Origin of the sequence: Marinobacter sp., assembly GCF_965229985.1 — a bacterium.
GTDB lineage: Bacteria > Pseudomonadota > Gammaproteobacteria > Pseudomonadales > Oleiphilaceae > Marinobacter.
In genome coordinates, this window is the sequence record NZ_OZ245935.1 from 1233044 (window position 1) to 1248423 (window position 15380).

At 56.5% G+C, this 15380-nt stretch carries 12 protein-coding genes and 4 tRNA genes; 3 read left to right on the forward strand and 13 right to left on the reverse strand.

Annotation, left to right across the window (positions count from 1 at the left end):
* Positions 1-58 precede the first annotated feature (58 nt).
* The 7 genes from clpX to ACO06L_RS05590 form a co-directional block, all read right to left on the reverse strand.
* Positions 59-1342 carry an ATP-dependent Clp protease ATP-binding subunit ClpX gene (gene clpX, locus ACO06L_RS05560; protein ID WP_064228915.1) on the reverse strand — a complete coding sequence of 428 codons (1284 nt, stop codon included), beginning with the start codon at positions 1340-1342 and terminating at the stop codon, positions 59-61.
* Between the two features lie 76 nt (positions 1343-1418).
* Positions 1419-2054: an ATP-dependent Clp endopeptidase proteolytic subunit ClpP gene (gene clpP, locus ACO06L_RS05565; protein ID WP_064228914.1), complete on the reverse strand. Its 636-nt coding sequence runs from the start codon at positions 2052-2054 to the stop codon at positions 1419-1421.
* 172 nt (positions 2055-2226) lie between these two features.
* Positions 2227-3531, reverse strand: a complete 1305-nt coding sequence (tig, locus tag ACO06L_RS05570) for a trigger factor (protein ID WP_202347453.1) — start codon at positions 3529-3531, stop codon at positions 2227-2229.
* A gap of 223 nt (positions 3532-3754) precedes the next feature.
* Positions 3755-3839, reverse strand: a tRNA-Leu gene (locus ACO06L_RS05575).
* Between the two features lie 79 nt (positions 3840-3918).
* Positions 3919-3994, reverse strand: a tRNA-His gene (locus ACO06L_RS05580).
* A 75-nt stretch (positions 3995-4069) separates the two neighbouring features.
* Positions 4070-4146 (reverse strand) — tRNA-Arg (locus ACO06L_RS05585).
* A 32-nt stretch (positions 4147-4178) separates the two neighbouring features.
* Positions 4179-4255: transfer RNA gene (locus tag ACO06L_RS05590), tRNA-Pro, on the reverse strand.
* Positions 4256-4488: 233 nt separating this feature from the next.
* Between ACO06L_RS05590 and folD the strand changes: the two genes are divergently transcribed.
* Complete coding sequence (folD, locus tag ACO06L_RS05595) at positions 4489-5346, forward strand: bifunctional methylenetetrahydrofolate dehydrogenase/methenyltetrahydrofolate cyclohydrolase FolD (RefSeq protein ID WP_202347452.1); 858 nt, start codon at positions 4489-4491, stop codon at positions 5344-5346.
* Between the two features lie 138 nt (positions 5347-5484).
* Here the strand turns inward: folD and ACO06L_RS05600 are convergent, their stop codons facing one another.
* The 3 genes from ACO06L_RS05600 to ACO06L_RS05610 all read right to left on the reverse strand — a co-directional run bounded on the left by ACO06L_RS05600 (position 5485) and on the right by ACO06L_RS05610 (position 10880).
* Entirely contained in the window at positions 5485-7665 is a 2181-nt protein-coding gene (locus ACO06L_RS05600) for a malate synthase G (protein WP_202347451.1), read from the reverse strand.
* A 150-nt stretch (positions 7666-7815) separates the two neighbouring features.
* A complete protein-coding gene (cysS, locus tag ACO06L_RS05605) occupies positions 7816-9204 on the reverse strand; it encodes a cysteine--tRNA ligase (RefSeq protein ID WP_202347450.1) in 1389 nt (462 codons plus the stop codon).
* Positions 9201-10880 (reverse strand): glutamine--tRNA ligase/YqeY domain fusion protein, encoded by a 1680-nt coding sequence (locus ACO06L_RS05610; RefSeq protein ID WP_202347449.1) that lies wholly within the window; start codon positions 10878-10880, stop codon positions 9201-9203. The genes cysS and ACO06L_RS05610 overlap by 4 nt, the downstream gene beginning before the upstream one ends.
* A 138-nt stretch (positions 10881-11018) precedes the next feature.
* Between ACO06L_RS05610 and ACO06L_RS05615 the strand changes: the two genes are divergently transcribed.
* Positions 11019-11519 carry a peptidylprolyl isomerase gene (locus tag ACO06L_RS05615; RefSeq protein ID WP_202347448.1) on the forward strand — a complete coding sequence of 167 codons (501 nt, stop codon included), beginning with the start codon at positions 11019-11021 and terminating at the stop codon, positions 11517-11519.
* Positions 11516-12241, forward strand: coding sequence for a UDP-2,3-diacylglucosamine diphosphatase (locus tag ACO06L_RS05620; RefSeq protein ID WP_202347447.1), 726 nt, complete (start codon positions 11516-11518; stop codon positions 12239-12241). The genes ACO06L_RS05615 and ACO06L_RS05620 overlap by 4 nt, the downstream gene beginning before the upstream one ends.
* A 38-nt stretch (positions 12242-12279) precedes the next feature.
* Here the strand turns inward: ACO06L_RS05620 and ACO06L_RS05625 are convergent, their stop codons facing one another.
* The 3 genes from ACO06L_RS05625 to ACO06L_RS05635 are packed head-to-tail and all read right to left on the reverse strand — an operon-like array spanning position 12280 to position 15361.
* Positions 12280-13050, reverse strand: coding sequence for an amino acid ABC transporter ATP-binding protein (locus ACO06L_RS05625; protein WP_064228906.1), 771 nt, complete (start codon positions 13048-13050; stop codon positions 12280-12282).
* A gap of 38 nt (positions 13051-13088) precedes the next feature.
* Positions 13089-14174, reverse strand: coding sequence for an amino acid ABC transporter permease (locus tag ACO06L_RS05630; RefSeq protein ID WP_202347446.1), 1086 nt, complete (start codon positions 14172-14174; stop codon positions 13089-13091).
* A complete protein-coding gene (locus ACO06L_RS05635; protein ID WP_336143264.1) occupies positions 14174-15361 on the reverse strand; it encodes an amino acid ABC transporter permease in 1188 nt (395 codons plus the stop codon). The genes ACO06L_RS05630 and ACO06L_RS05635 overlap by 1 nt, the downstream gene beginning before the upstream one ends.
* Positions 15362-15380: the final 19 nt, after the last annotated feature.

The following is a 15380-nucleotide window of genomic DNA, read 5'->3' on the forward strand; positions in this document are numbered from 1 at the left end:
ATACAAAACGCGAAAAGGGGCGTCACCGCCCCTTTTCATTTTAACCACTGAACAGCCTTCAATCCTCGGGCACAGCCTTGGCGTGATCACTGCTCGCGTAGATCTTGAAGGGCTCGGAGTCCCCGCTGATTACACTCTCGTCGATCACAACCTTGGTCACGTCATGCTCAGAAGGAATCTGGTACATGGTGTCCAGCAGCGTGGCTTCCATAATGGAACGCAAGCCCCGGGCGCCGGTCTTGCGCTCCATGGCCTTCCGGGCAACAGCCCGCAATGCGTCTTCCCGGAAATCAAGCTCAACCCCTTCCATATCGAACAGTTTCTGGTACTGCTTGGTCAGGGAGTTCTTGGGCTCGGTCAGAATCTGCACCAGCGCTTCCTCGTCCAGCTCGTTGAGAGTGGCAACTACCGGCAAACGACCCACGAACTCGGGGATCAGACCGTATTTCACCAGATCCTCGGTCTCCACGTCCTTGATGACATCGCCGGTGTTCTTGGCGTCGTCCTGACTGGCTACCGAAGCGGAGAAACCGATGCTGTTCTTTTCGGTACGCTCGCGAATGACCTTGTCGAGCCCGGCAAAGGCACCACCGCAGATGAACAGCATATTGCCGGTATCAACCTGCAGGAACTCCTGCTGCGGATGTTTGCGGCCACCCTGCGGCGGGACCGACGCAACGGTACCTTCAATCAGCTTCAACAACGCCTGCTGAACACCCTCACCGGAAACATCCCGGGTAATGGACGGGTTGTCTGACTTGCGGGAAATCTTATCGATCTCGTCAATGTAAACAATGCCCCGCTGGGCCTTGTCGACATCGTAATCGCACTTCTGCAGAAGCTTCTGGATAATGTTCTCGACATCCTCACCCACGTAACCGGCTTCGGTCAGCGTGGTGGCGTCGGCAATGGTAAAGGGCACGTTCAGCATCCGCGCCAGGGTTTCTGCAAGCAGCGTCTTACCGCTACCCGTAGGACCGATCAGCAGGATGTTACTCTTGCCGAGTTCCACATCACCCTTGCCTTCACCATAACGAAGACGCTTGTAGTGGTTATAGACCGCAACCGACAACACCACCTTGGCGCGATCCTGGCCAATGACGTATTCATCGAGAGTAGTGCGGATCTCGGCCGGTGTAGGAAGGCGATCGCTCGGCTCTTCCTGCGCATTCTCCTGGATTTCTTCCCGGATAATGTCGTTGCACAGGTCGACGCACTCGTCGCAGATGAACACCGAGGGCCCTGCAATGAGCTTTCGGACTTCATGCTGGCTCTTTCCACAAAACGAGCAGTAGAGCAACTTGCCGTTATCGTCGCCCCTGCCGTTTCTTTCATCTGCCATTGAAATACCTCTGATCTCGTTTTGCCGGCGTCACTGCCTGATACGCCGGCCAAGTATGATGCGATTACTTCCAGTATTATTTATTCGGTACGCGCTTATCAAGTATTGAATCAATCAGTCCATACTCTTTCGCCTGGCCCGGATCCATGAAGTAGTCACGGTCGGTATCCTTGGCGATCGTCTCCAGATCCTGCCCGGTGTGATGGGCCAGAATGGAGTTCAGCGTGTGCCGGATCTTCAGGATTTCCCGGGTGTGAATCTCGATGTCCGTTGCCTGACCCTGGTAACCACCCAGCGGCTGATGAATCATCACGCGGGAGTTGGGCAGACAGGCCCGCTTTCCAGCGGCACCGCCGGCGAGCAGAAACGCGCCCATGCTGGCCGCCTGGCCGACGCACAGGGTCGCAACGTCCGGTTTGATGAACTGCATGGTGTCGTAGATGGACATGCCAGCAGTTACCGAGCCACCCGGGCTGTTGATGTACAAGTGAATATCCTTGTCCGGATTTTCAGACTCCAGGAACAGGAGCTGGGCCACGATCAGATTCGCCATGTGGTCCTCGACCGGGCCCACCATGAAGATCACCCGCTCTTTGAGCAGACGGGAATAAATGTCGAATGACCGTTCGCCGCGAGCTGTCTGCTCGATAACAATCGGTACCAGTCCGGAATTGGTAACCATTGCGGGACCATCGATTGGTTTCTGCGTCATGATGCGCCTGAACTCCTTATGGACAATGGGTCGTGGACTCGCGCCACGGCAGTTTCAGTAATGTTGCACCCCATACTTTGCCAGCAGCAGCCCCAGATGAAAACAGCCGGGCATGCCGGCTGTTCTCGGGGTCGGCCTTCGGGACCGGCTTTTACGCCGGACCCGGGCAAAATCAGCGCTGGGGCTGACCGGCCTGAACGGCCTCTTCGTACTTGACCTTCTTCTCTTTGACCTTGGCCTGCTCCAGCACATGGTCAACAACCGCATCTTCCAGGACAGAAGACTCAATCTGGGACTTCTGCTCCGGGTTGCTGTTGAAGTGCGCAACAACCTCTTCCGGCTGTTCATACGTAGACGCGATTTCCTGGATCTTTTCGTCTACCTTCGCCGGGTCGGCCTTCAGGTCGTTCTTCTTGACCACTTCCTGGAACAGCAGCCCGGTCTTCACGCGACGCTCAGCCTGCTCCTGGAAAATTTCTTTCGGCAGCTGCTGGAAATCAACCTGGCCACCGAAACGCTGAACGGCATCCTGACGCAGGCGATCGATTTCCTGATCAACCAGGGCAGCCGGAATATCCAGCTCGGTGGTTTCCAGCAGTCCGTCAACAACGTCGTTCTTGACCTTGTTGGAAACCGCCTGCTTGAGCTCGCGCTCCATGTTCTTTTTGACTTCTTCGCGGAAAGTCGCTTCGTCTTCGGCATCGATACCGAACTTCTTGAAGAATTCGGTGTCGAGTTCCGGCAACTGCGGCTCTTCAACCTTGTGAATCTTGATCTCGAACTTGGCCGGCTTACCTGCCAGATCTTCGTTGTGGTAATCCTCCGGGAAGGTAACCTCGATTTCCATGTCTTCGCCGGCCTTACCACCAACGATCGCCTTCTCGAAGCCTGGGATCATCTGACCGGAACCCAGAGTCAGACGATGGCCTTCAGCGGCTCCGCCTTCGAATTCTTCACCGTCGATGAAACCTTTGAAGTCAATGGTCAGCACGTCCTTGTTCTTCGACTTGCGCTTGACTTCTTTCATGGTGGCCTGCTGACGACGCAGGTTGTCGATCATGTTGTCGACGTCTTTGTCGGTGATCTCGGAGGTCAGCTTTTCGACTGAAATCTTGCTCAGATCGCCCAATTCGATTTCCGGCAGCACTTCGAAGATAGCAACGAATTCCAGGTCTTTGCCCTCTTCCATGGTCTTCGGCTCAAACTTCGGCCAACCTGCCGGGTTGATATCCTGTTCCTGCAGTGCCTTGATGTAGTTGTCGCGCATAACCTCACCAACGATTTCCTGGCGGACGCTGTCACCGAAACGACGTTTGACGACGCTCATGGGCACCTTACCCGGACGGAAACCGTTCAGGCGCACGGTACGCGCGGTTTCCTGCAGGCGTTTCTGGACCGCCTGGTCGATTTCCTGGGCGGGCACACCAATCGTCATGCGACGCTCGATGTTGGAGGTCGTTTCAACAGACACTTGCATGGAAGATCCTCAAATTACAGGTTCGGTATGTGAATGAAATTAAACCCAAAAGTCCGATTCCGGGGGAATTCCCGCAAAAGGACCGAAAATTAAAAGCCGGTAGTTTATCATGCTTTGCACCGCCGAGAGAATCACCCTGCTGTGCAGTTTGATATCACTTAAAAACACGGCTGGTAAATCGGGTAAAAAAAGAGATGGGGACGAAACAGAAAAAAGAAAGGGGTGGTGCGCGAGGAGAGACTCGAACTCTCACGGGTTGCCCCACTGGAACCTAAATCCAGCGCGTCTACCAGTTCCGCCACTCGCGCACAACAGAATGAAGAATGCCCGATGGCCAGAGTGCCATCAATCTATTCAACAAACGCGGAATCAACTCTTAAAGAAAAGTGGGGTGGACGAAGGGGTTCGAACCCTCGACCGCAGGAGTCACAATCCTGAGCTCTACCAACTGAGCTACGTCCACCACATCGGGACATGCCTTTACTTTTCAACTTTGCTGGTTACGGTCGCTCCGGCGCGGACCAAGCCGACGACTTGATGGCGCGCCCGGCAGGACTCGAACCTGCGACCACCCGCTTAGAAGGCGGGTGCTCTATCCAGCTGAGCTACGGGCGCTTGACCGTTCGCCCACCTGAACATCCAGAAAATGGTCGGGGTAGAGAGATTCGAACTCCCGACATCCTGCTCCCAAAGCAGGCGCGCTACCAGACTGCGCTATACCCCGTTTGAACTGAACAACAAGTGCCTCAGCAAAGTTGGCGCGCATATTACCGGCGCCGGAGGGTTCCGTCAACACGGATTTCCAAATTCCCTGAAACAACAGTCTCTTCAGTGACAAAGCGCGTTGCCGAAAGTTCCTCCAGGCCACGCCACCCAACCGTCCAATTGGAGTTCGCATGGAAGCATGAGACAATGCCCGTCCTTCAATTTACCGATGCCCAACCGACAAGACGAGACATGACCGCCAAACTGATCAACGGAAAAGAGATTGCCGCCGAAGTACGACAGCAAGTCGCCGCAGGGGTGGAAGCAAGAACCCAGCAAGGGCTGAGAGCCCCCGGGCTGGCAGTTGTACTGGTCGGCAACGATCCCGCATCCCATGTGTACGTGGGAAACAAACGTAAGGCGTGCGACCAGGCCGGAATTCTCTCCCTCTCATATGATCTGCCGGAAGACACCTCCCAGGAAGCGCTTGAGGCGCTGATTGATGAGCTGAACGAGAACCCCACCGTGGACGGGATCCTGGTGCAACTCCCCTTGCCTTCGCACCTCGATGCAGATCCGATTCTGGTGAAAATCCGGCCAGATAAAGACGTTGATGGCTTCCACCCATACAACATCGGTCGCCTGATGCAGCGCAAACCCACCCTGCGCCCCTGCACACCGGCTGGCATCATTACCCTGCTCGACAGCATTGACACGCCCTACAAGGGCCAGCATGCCGTGATTGTGGGCGCTTCCAACATTGTCGGCCGCCCCATGAGCATGGAATTGCTGCTCAAGGGCGCCACCATTACCGTCTGCCATCGATTCACACCGGATCTCGAGAAGTTTGTGCGGGAGGCGGACATCCTGGTAGCCGCTGTTGGAAAGCCCGGCCTGATCAAAGGCGATTGGGTGAAACCGGGGGCAACCGTGATTGATGTGGGCATCAACCGTATGGAAGACGGGAAACTGCATGGCGATGTGGATTTCGCAGCCGCGGCTGAACGAGCGGCCTACATCACGCCGGTTCCCGGTGGTGTGGGGCCGATGACCATCGCGACCCTGCTGCAGAATACCCTGTACGCCGCTGACGTGCTGCACAAGGACTGAGCTTAGGTGTTGGATTACGGCTTCGCCTAATCCAACCTGCGGAAGGGAGCAGTCTGTCAGGTAGGTCGGATTAGGCGAAGCCGTAATCCGACAAGCCACAAAAAACCCCGCCGAAGCGGGGTTTTTTGTGCGCAGCGCTTACTGCCCGTACTTGGCTTTCGCCTTCAGACGGTAGGCGTGCAGCAGCGGCTCGGTGTAGCCGTTCGGCTGCTCCCGCCCCTTGAGAACCAGGTCCAGCGCCGCCTGGAAGGCGACGCTGTCGTCAAAGTTCCCGGCCATCGGGCGGTAGGCCGGATCACCGGCGTTCTGCTTGTCGACCACCGCAGCCATGCGCTTCATGGTTTCCATGATCTGCTCTTCGGAGCAGATACCATGGTGCAGCCAGTTGGCCAGCAGCTGGGAGGCGATACGCAGAGTCGCACGGTCTTCCATCAGTCCCACATCGTTGATGTCAGGCACCTTGGAGCAGCCAACGCCCTGGTCGATCCAGCGCACAACGTAACCGAGGATACCCTGGGCATTGTTGTCCAGCTCCTGCTGGATATCTTCGGCGCTCAGGGACGCCGGATCATCCATTACCGGTACTGTCAGGATATCTTCCAGAGCCGCGCGTGTGCGGCTTTCCAGCTGCTTCTGGACGTCAGCCACGCTCACCTGATGGTAGTGAGTGGCATGCAGCGTGGCGGCAGTCGGAGACGGAACCCACGCAGTGTTGGCACCCGCCTTCGGATGGCCGATTTTCGCCTCCAGCATGCCGGCCATCAGGTCAGGCATGGCCCACATACCCTTGCCGATCTGGGCAACACCACGGAAACCGGTTTCCAGGCCGATGTCCACGTTCCACTGCTCGTAGGCATTGATCCAGGTCGCCTGCTTCATCGGGCCTTTGCGGATGAACGGACCCAGTTCCATTGAGGTGTGGATCTCGTCGCCGGTACGGTCCAGGAAGCCTGTATTGATGAACACAGCACGCTCTTTGGCAGCATGGATACAGGACTTGAGGTTAACCGTAGTGCGGCGCTCCTCGTCCATGATGCCCACTTTCAGGGTGAAGCGCGGCAGACCCAGCGCATCTTCAACACGACCAAAGAATTCATTGGTGAACGCCACTTCTTCCGGACCGTGCATCTTCGGCTTCACAATGTACATGGAGCCTTTGGTGCTGTTCTGGAACTTGCCATTGCCCTTCATGTCGTGAATGGCGATCAGCGAGGTGATCAGGCCGTCCATGAGGCCTTCCGGCACTTCGTTGCCGTCTTTCAGCAGGATGGCCGGGTTGGTCATCAGGTGGCCGACATTACGGATAAACATCAGGCTGCGGCCTTTCAGGCTCAGCTCGCTGCCGTCCGCCGCTGTGTAGGTGCGATCCGCATTCATCTTGCGGGTCAGCTGCTCACCACCTTTTTCAAAGGTTTCCTGCAGATCGCCCTTCATCAGGCCCAGCCAGTTGCGATAGGCCAGCGCCTTGTCGTCAGCGTCTACGGCCGCTACCGAGTCCTCGCAGTCCATGATGGTGGTCAGTGCAGACTCCATCAGTACGTCTTTGACGCTGGCTCCGTCGTCTTTACCAATCGGGTGGCTGGCGTCAATCTGGATCTCGAAGTGCATGCCGTTCTTGACCAGCAGTACGCCGGTAGGCGCGTCAGCAGCACCGGTGTAGCCAACAAAGCCGGCTTCGTCTTTCAGGCCGGTGGACTCACCGTTCTGCAGCTTGACGACCAGCTTGCCGCCTTCAACCAGATACCCGGCAGCATCTTTATGGCTGCCAGAGGCCAATGGCGCTGAGCTGTCGAGCAGGTTCCGGGCCCATTCGATAACTTTGGCACCGCGAACCGGGTTGTAACCACGGCCTTTTTCAGCGCCGTCTTCCTCGGAAATGGCATCGGTACCGTACAGGGCATCGTAAAGGCTCCCCCAGCGCGCGTTCGCCGCGTTGAGAGCAAAACGGGCATTCATGATCGGAACCACCAGCTGAGGGCCGGCCATGGTTGCCACTTCCGGGTCAACATTGGAGGTGGAGATCTTGAACTCGGAAGGCTCGTCTACCAGGTAACCGATGTCTTTCAGGAAAGACTTGTACTCGGCCATGTCCAGCTTCTGGCCCTTGTGGTCGCGGTTCCAGCTGTCCATTTTTTCCTGGATAGCATCACGCTTGGCCAGCAACTCACGGTTGCGTGGCGCCAGCTCGTTCACGATCTTGTCAAATTCTGCCCAGAATTTATCGGCATCGATTCCGGTGCCCGGGATCGCTTCGTTGTTCACGAAATCATACAGATTCTTTGCGACCTGAATGCCGCCGACTTGTACGCGTTCTGTCATCGTTGTCTGCCTCAGTGGGTTACGTTTCCCGACTCCCCCTTCATCTTGAGGGGGCATTCTAATTTGAGCGCCGCATTGTAAGGGAAAATCCTTACAAGATCATTCCTGCAGGCACAAAACTGGTCTGACCAACCAGCAGCTCCCTGAAATTCAGGCTTTACGCCAGGTTGTCCCCTCTCGGGAATCGTCCAGAGTAATACCTTTCTCGAGGAGCTCGTCGCGGATCCGGTCGGCCTCCGCAAAATCCTTCGCCTTGCGGGCATCAGCCCGGGCCTGGATCAGCGCTTCAATGTCCTCGGCGCTGAGCTCACCACCCGTGTCCGCCTGGAAGAACGCCTCTGGGTCCTGCTGCAGCAGACCCAGAACACCACCGAGCCTAACCAGAACCGCCGCACTTTGCTTGGCATCGTCTTCACGACCATCGCGGCGATGCTGATTGATTTCGTTGGCAACCGCGTGCAGAACGGCAATGGCTCCGGCGGTGTTGAAGTCATCGTCCATCGCCTCGGCAAATCGCTGGTCATGCTCGGATTCCGGCACATCCGCGGCCTTGGCAGGCACAATACCCCTCAGCGCATGGTAAAGCCGGGTGAGCGTGCGGCCGGCCTCGGCCAGATTTTCCTCGGAGTAATCCACCTGGCTGCGGTAGTGGCTGGAAACCAGGAAGTAACGGACCACTTCTGCCGGGTACTTCTCCATGATTTCACGGATGGTAAAGAAGTTGCCCAGGGACTTGGACATCTTTTCCTTGTTTACCCGGATGGCACCCGCGTGCATCCAGGTATTCACAAAGGTATGGCCGGTGGCACATTCCGACTGGGCGATCTCGTTCTCATGATGCGGGAACAGCAGATCCGGGCCACCACCGTGAATATCGAAGGTATCGCCCAGGCAGCAGGTGGACATGGCGGAGCACTCAATGTGCCAGCCGGGACGACCATCCCCCCAGGGCGAAGGCCAGCTGACCTCCCCTGCCTTTGCTGCTTTCCACAACGCGAAATCCGCCGGGCTGCGCTTGGCTTCCTGAACATCAACCCGCGCGCCCGCCAGCAGATCCTCGAGCTTTTTCTTGCTGAGCTTGCCGTAGTCATCGAAGGAATCCACGGCAAAGTAGACATCGCCATTGTCCGCCGCGTAGGCGTGGCCACTGGCAATCAGCTTGTGGATCATCGCGATGATTTCGTCGATATACGCCGTAGCCCGGGGCTCTTCATCCGGAGACAACACACCAAGACGGGCTTCGTCTTCGTGCATCGCCTTGATCATCCGGTCCGTGAGCTCGTTATAGGGCTCACCGTTCTCATCCGCACGGCGCAGGATCTTGTCGTCAATATCGGTGATGTTGCGAACATAGTTTACGTCGTAGCCGCGATGACGCAGGTAACGGGTAATCACGTCAAAGGCTACCAGCACCCGGGCATGGCCCAGGTGGCAGTAGTCGTAGACTGTCATCCCGCAGACATACATCCGGACCTTGCCCGGCTCAATCGGCCGAAACTCTTCCTTCTGCTGAGTCAACGTGTTGTAGATGCGGATCACTTGCCCCCCTTACCCCAGGAATCCCTGAGCGTAACAGTGCGGTTGAATACCGGCCGACCGGCAGCTTCGGTATGGGCCTGATCACAGAAGAAGTAGCCTTCCCGCTCGAACTGGTAGGGAAGATCTGTGCGGGGCGCGGCCAGGCTCTTCTCGACCCGTGCACCTTTCAGAACCACCAGTGATTCCGGGTTCAGGTGATCCATCAAATCCCCTTCCTTGTCGCTGTCTGGAGATTCGTGATTGAACAGGCGGTCATACAGATTGATGTCTGCTTCCACACTGTCGGTGGCCGAAACCCAGTGAATCACGCCATTGGGCTTGTAGCCTTCGGGGTTAACGCCCAGGGTGTTAGGATCGTACTCGCACTTTAGCTCGACAATCTCGCCGCTGTCGTCGCGGATTACTTCCCTGCAAGTCATTACGTAACCACCCCGGAGGCGTACCGCCTGGTCCGGTGCCAACCGCTTCCACTTACGCGGCGGTTCCATTTCAAAATCGTCGCGATCGATAAACAGGGTCTGGGTCCAGGGCACTTCCCGCTCGCCCATATCCGGGTTCTGCGGATGCACCGGCAGGGTCAGGGTTTCGCTCTTGTCAGCCGGGTAGTTTATGAGCGTCACTTTCAGCGGCCGCATCACACACATGGCCCGCGGCGCGCGAGTGTTGAGATCTTCCCGAATGGCGTGCTCCAGCATGCCTACATCCACGGTTCCGCCGGCCTTGTTCACGCCAATCATGTCGCAGAAAGTTCGGATGGATTCCGGCGTATAACCGCGCCGGCGCATGCCGGAAATGGTAGGCATACGCGGATCGTTCCAGCCATCAACGACACGCTCATCCACCAGACGCTTGAGCTTGCGCTTGGAGGTGATGGTGTAGTTCAGATTCAGCCGGGCAAACTCGATCTGACGCGGATGGCAGGGGCCGGAAATGTTATCCAGCACCCAGTCATACAAAGGCCGGTGGTCCTCAAATTCCAGCGTGCATAGGGAATGGGTAATTCCTTCCATGGCGTCTGAAATCGGATGCGTGAAGTCGTACATCGGGTAGATGCACCACTTGTTCCCAGTCTGATGGTGCTCGGCGTAACGGATGCGATAAAGGATCGGATCCCGCATGTTGATGTTCGGAGAGGCCATATCAATTTTCGCCCGCAGTACCAGTTCGCCGTTCTGGTACTTCCCATCCCGCATATCACGGAACAGCTGCAGACTCTCTTCCACCGGGCGGTCACGGTAGGGGCTGTTTCTGCCGGGCTCTTTCAGGCTGCCCCGATATTCGGCCATTTCATCGGCCGTCAGGGCGCAGACGTAGGCTTTGTCCCGGGTAATCAGCTCCTCGGCAAATTCATAAAGGGCGTCAAAGTAATCGGAGGCGTAACGCACGTCCCCGGCCCACTCGTAGCCAAGCCACTCCACATCCTGCTTGATGGCGTCGATGTATTCCTGGTTTTCCTTTTCCGGATTGGTGTCGTCAAACCGCAGGTTACAGTCGCCGGAAAAGGTCTCGGCGATGCCAAAGTTCAGGCAGATCGATTTGGCATGACCGATATGCAGGTAGCCGTTGGGCTCCGGCGGGAACCGGGTGACCACCTTGCCGGTGTGCTCACCGCTGGCGATGGCGTCTTCGATCAGGCTCTGGATAAAGTTGTGGGCTTTCTTCGACTCGGCGCTCATACAATCTCTGTTAAAAGGGGAGTGAATCTTAAACCGCGTATTATACTCACAAATCCTTGCCGGACTCATGCATAGCGGGAAACTCTTGAGTACAATGGGCACGTTAACGTACCCAACCTTTCTGAACAGGAAAACCTGATGATTCTGCTGACAACCAACTACGGTGACATCAAGCTGGAACTGGACTACGACAAGGCACCGGAAACCGCCAAAAACTTTGAACAGTACGTTCGCGACGGTTTTTACGATGGCCTGATCTTTCACCGTGTGATCAGCAATTTCATGATTCAGGGCGGCGGCTTCGAGCCGGGCATGACCCCACGTAAAACCCGCGACTCCATCCAGAACGAAGCCGATAATGGCCTGAGCAACATGCAGGGAACCATTGCCATGGCACGAACCATGGACCCGCATTCTGCTACAGCCCAGTTCTTTATCAACGTTGAGAACAACGGCTTCCTGGACCACACAGCCAAGAACGCCGAAGGCTGGGGCTACTGCGTGTTCGGCAAAGTCGTCGAAGGCATGGACACGGTAAACGCGATCCGCGCCGTTCGCACCACCATGCGCGCCGGCCACCAGGATGTGCCAGCGGAAGACGTGGTTATCGAGAAGGCCGAGGTTCTGGAGGGCGCGTGACCACGCTGTTTATTTCAGACCTCCACCTTGAGGAATCCCGTCCGGATATCACTGAGGCGTTTCTCACATTTCTTGACGAGAAAGCCAGGGGTGTCGATCAGCTCTATATCCTCGGCGATTTCTTCGAGGCCTGGATCGGCGATGACGAGCGCACGCCGCTTCAGGAGCAGGTCGCTGCGGCCCTGCGCAAGCTTCGGGACAGCGGCACCGATATCTTCCTGATGCACGGCAACCGGGATTTCCTGATCGGCCAGGACTTCTGCGACCGGGCCGGCGCAACGCTTATGGACGACCCAACGGTGATTGATCTGCACGGCACCCCTACTCTGCTGATGCATGGCGACAGCCTGTGTACCGCCGATGTGGAGTACCAGAAATTCCGGGCCAACATGCGTAACCCGCAGTGGCAGCAGATGATTCTCCAACGCCCACTGGAAGACCGACAGCAGATGGCCCGCCAGCTTCGGGAAATCAGCATGGCGAAAAACCAGGGCAAGGAAGAATTCATCATGGACGTAACGCCCGAGGAAGTCGTGAAGGACATGGAAAAGTACGGGGTTCAGAGACTGATCCATGGCCACACCCATCGCCCCGCAGTGCATGAGCTGACCGCCAACGGCTCGCCGGCCAAGCGCATTGTTCTGGGGGATTGGGACAGGAACGTCTGGTGGCTTGAGGCGAAACCGGGCGAAGAGCCCGAGTTGAAAAAGCAGCCATTATAAAAAAGCCGGGCAAATGCCCGGCTGTTCTAACCTTGGCTTCAGTGCGCCAGTATCTGCTGCAGGAATTTCTGAGTCCTTGCTTCCTGTGGGTTTGTGAAGAACTCGTGGGGTGGCGCCTCCTCCACAATCTCACCTCCATCCATAAAGATAACCCGGTCAGCCACCGTCTTGGCGAAACCCATTTCGTGAGTTACGCAGAGCATGGTCATGCCACTGCCCGCCAATTCAATCATTACGTCGAGCACTTCCTTGATCATCTCGGGATCCAGAGCTGATGTTGGCTCATCGAACAGCATAATCTTTGGTTTCATACACAGGGCCCTGGCGATAGCCACACGCTGCTGCTGACCGCCCGAAAGCTGCCCCGGGAATTTGTTAGCCTGATCCGGGATCTTGACCCGCTCAAGGTACTCCATCGCTGATGCCTCCGCTTCCTTTCGGGGCGTTTTTCGCACCCAGATAGGCGACAGACAGCAGTTTTCAAGGACGGTCAGGTGCGGGAAAAGGTTGAAGTGCTGAAACACCATGCCGACTTCCCGCCGAACCGTATCAATATGGCGGACATCATCGGTCAGCTCGATACCATCAACAATGATTTTTCCTTGCTGATGCTCCTCCAGCCGGTTAATGCAACGGATGAAGGTGGATTTTCCCGAGCCGGACGGCCCACAGATAACAATTCTCTCGCCCTGATCAACGGTCAGGTTGAGATCCTTGAGAACATGAAAGTCCCCGTACCACTTGTGCATTCCCTCGACCCGGATAATGCCAGGCTTTTTGTCCGACTGGGCTTGCGACTGGGTCTGCATTTCTGAAGTTTGTGTTTGGTCTGTCATAGAGTTACCCATCAGGTCTTATGACCGGTGTCGAGTTTTCGTTCAAGATTCTGACTGTATCTGGAGATGCCGAAGCAGAAGACCCAGAAACAGAACGCCACAAATACATAGCCCTCGATGGCAACATTCTGCCAGGCGGGATCAGTAACCGTAGACTGGACCGTCCCGAGCACATCAAACAGGCCGATGATCAGTACCAGCGTGGTGTCCTTAAACAGGGAAATGAAGGTGTTCACGATACCCGGAATAACCATTTTCAGGGCCTGGGGCAGGATTACCAGGCCCATTTTGCGCCAGTACCCCAACCCCAGAGCATCAGCAGCCTCGTACTGGCCTCGAGGAATGGCCTGCAAGCCACCGCGAATCACTTCCGCCATATAAGCGGACTGCCACAGTGTTATGCCGATCAGGGCCCTGGCCAGCTTTTCGAAATTCACACCCTCGGGAAGAAACAGCGGCAGCATCACCGAAGCCATGAACAGGACCGTGATCAACGGAACCGCCCGCCATACCTCAATGAAAACCACACAGATCCCACGGATGATGGGCATCTCGGAGCGCCGGCCCAGCGCCAGCAGTATGCCGATGGGCAATGACGCAATGATCCCGATGTATGCCAGGATCAGGGTGAGCATCAGACCGCCCCATTTCGAACTCTGCACTTCTTCCAGGCCGAAACTGCCACCGGGAATCAGGAAGTAGCCGACGATGGGCAGACCGAAAATACCGAAAAGCCCGAGCCACTTACGGCCGGGAAAGCGCTCAACGAACTGGGGCACAAAGGCCACGGCCAACAGCAGGAACATTACGTCAACCCGCCATTGCAGTTCATCGGGGTAGAAGCCGTAGATAAAGAAATTCAGCCGCTGGCTGATGAACAGCCAACAGGCACCTGCTCCTGTACAGGCGCTCGGATCGCTGCCAACAAAGTTGGCGTCAAGGAAAAACCAGTTAAGCAAGGGCCCGATACTGGTCACAAGCAGATAAGCCACAGCCAGCGTCAACACCGTGTTGAACCAGCCAGAGAACAGGTTCTCCCGCATCCACTTGACCGGCCTGAGCGCCTTCTTGGGTGCTTTCATGGTTGACTCGGTCATCATCGCTCCTTAATGGCCACAGCCCGGTTATAGATGTTCATAAACAGCGAGATCAGCAGACTGATGGTGAGATAGACCGCCATGGTTATGGCAACAACCTCGACGGCCTGCCCCGTCTGATTCAGCGTAGTGCCCATGAAGACCGCCACGAGATCCGGATAACCGATGGCCGTTGCCAGGGAGGAGTTCTTCACCAGATTCAGATATTGACTGGTAAGTGGCGGAATGATGACCCGCATGGCCTGGGGTATAACCACCAACCTGAGGGTAAGGCCATTGGGCAGCCCCAACGCCTTCGACGCTTCGGTCTGGCCCTTGCTTACCGAAAGAATACCGGAGCGGACGATTTCAGCGATGAAGCTGGCCGTGTACAGAGACAGTGCAATCCACAGGGCTGCCAACTCCGGAATGATGCTAATCCCTCCGCCAAAGTTGAACCCCCTGAGCGCTGGCAGATCCCACTCCAGAGGCCGACCGGCCACGAGATAAGAGACCACCGGTACCAGCACCAGGATAGCCACGCCGACCTTGAAAGTCGGGAAGATCTGTCCGGTAGCCAACTGGCGTTTTTTGGCCCAGATCCGGATCCCAACGACAGCAGCAATGGCAAGCAGAATGCCGCCCCAGACAATCCCGAATCCTTCCTGAGTCATCGGCTCAGGCAGATACAGTCCACGATTGTTGAGGAACAGTGCGCCACCAACATCAACACTCTGGCGCGGTGACGGAAGATTGCTGAGTACGGCGAAGTACCAGAAAAAAATCTGCAGCAGTAGCGGTATGTTTCGAATCACCTCGATGTAGACCAGCGCCATCTTGGCCACCAGCCAGTTACTCGAGAGCCGCGCCACACCGATAATGAAACCGAGAATGGTAGCGGCGACCACACCCATCGCGGAAACAAGCAGCGTATTGGTCAGACCGACCCAGAACGTTCGGCCATAGGACATGGTTGCATCGTAAGGCACCAGATTCATGATGATGCCAAACCCGGCGGTTTCATTCAGAAAACCGAAACCGGTACTGATGCCACGGCTTTCCATGTTGGAAAGCGTGTTATCGACGAGAATCCAACCGCCCCAGAACACAAGGGCAATGGCTATCACCTGAAAGAAGAGAGAGCGGACCCGCGGGTCATACCAGGGCTTCGGCCCTGCAGGTCGGGTATCAATTGTTTGTTTTTTCATGGAGTGTCCTGAACAGCTT

What these genes read in the sequence shown, in the direction of transcription:
- ACO06L_RS05610 (WP_202347449.1), bottom strand. Translation starts at nt 10,880, where the DNA reads ATGAGCGCCGAGTCGAAGAAAGCCCACAACTTTATCCAGAGCCTGATC.
- ACO06L_RS05630 (WP_202347446.1), bottom strand. Translation starts at nt 14,174, where the DNA reads ATGACCGAGTCAACCATGAAAGCACCCAAGAAGGCGCTCAGGCCGGTC.
- clpP (WP_064228914.1), bottom strand. Translation starts at nt 2,054, where the DNA reads ATGACGCAGAAACCAATCGATGGTCCCGCAATGGTTACCAATTCCGGA.
- clpX (WP_064228915.1), bottom strand. Translation starts at nt 1,342, where the DNA reads ATGGCAGATGAAAGAAACGGCAGGGGCGACGATAACGGCAAGTTGCTC.
- ACO06L_RS05615 (WP_202347448.1), top strand. Translation starts at nt 11,019, where the DNA reads ATGATTCTGCTGACAACCAACTACGGTGACATCAAGCTGGAACTGGAC.
- ACO06L_RS05635 (WP_336143264.1), bottom strand. Translation starts at nt 15,361, where the DNA reads ATGAAAAAACAAACAATTGATACCCGACCTGCAGGGCCGAAGCCCTGG.
- ACO06L_RS05625 (WP_064228906.1), bottom strand. Translation starts at nt 13,050, where the DNA reads ATGCAGACCCAGTCGCAAGCCCAGTCGGACAAAAAGCCTGGCATTATC.
- ACO06L_RS05600 (WP_202347451.1), bottom strand. Translation starts at nt 7,665, where the DNA reads ATGACAGAACGCGTACAAGTCGGCGGCATTCAGGTCGCAAAGAATCTG.
- folD (WP_202347452.1), top strand. Translation starts at nt 4,489, where the DNA reads ATGACCGCCAAACTGATCAACGGAAAAGAGATTGCCGCCGAAGTACGA.
- tig (WP_202347453.1), bottom strand. Translation starts at nt 3,531, where the DNA reads ATGCAAGTGTCTGTTGAAACGACCTCCAACATCGAGCGTCGCATGACG.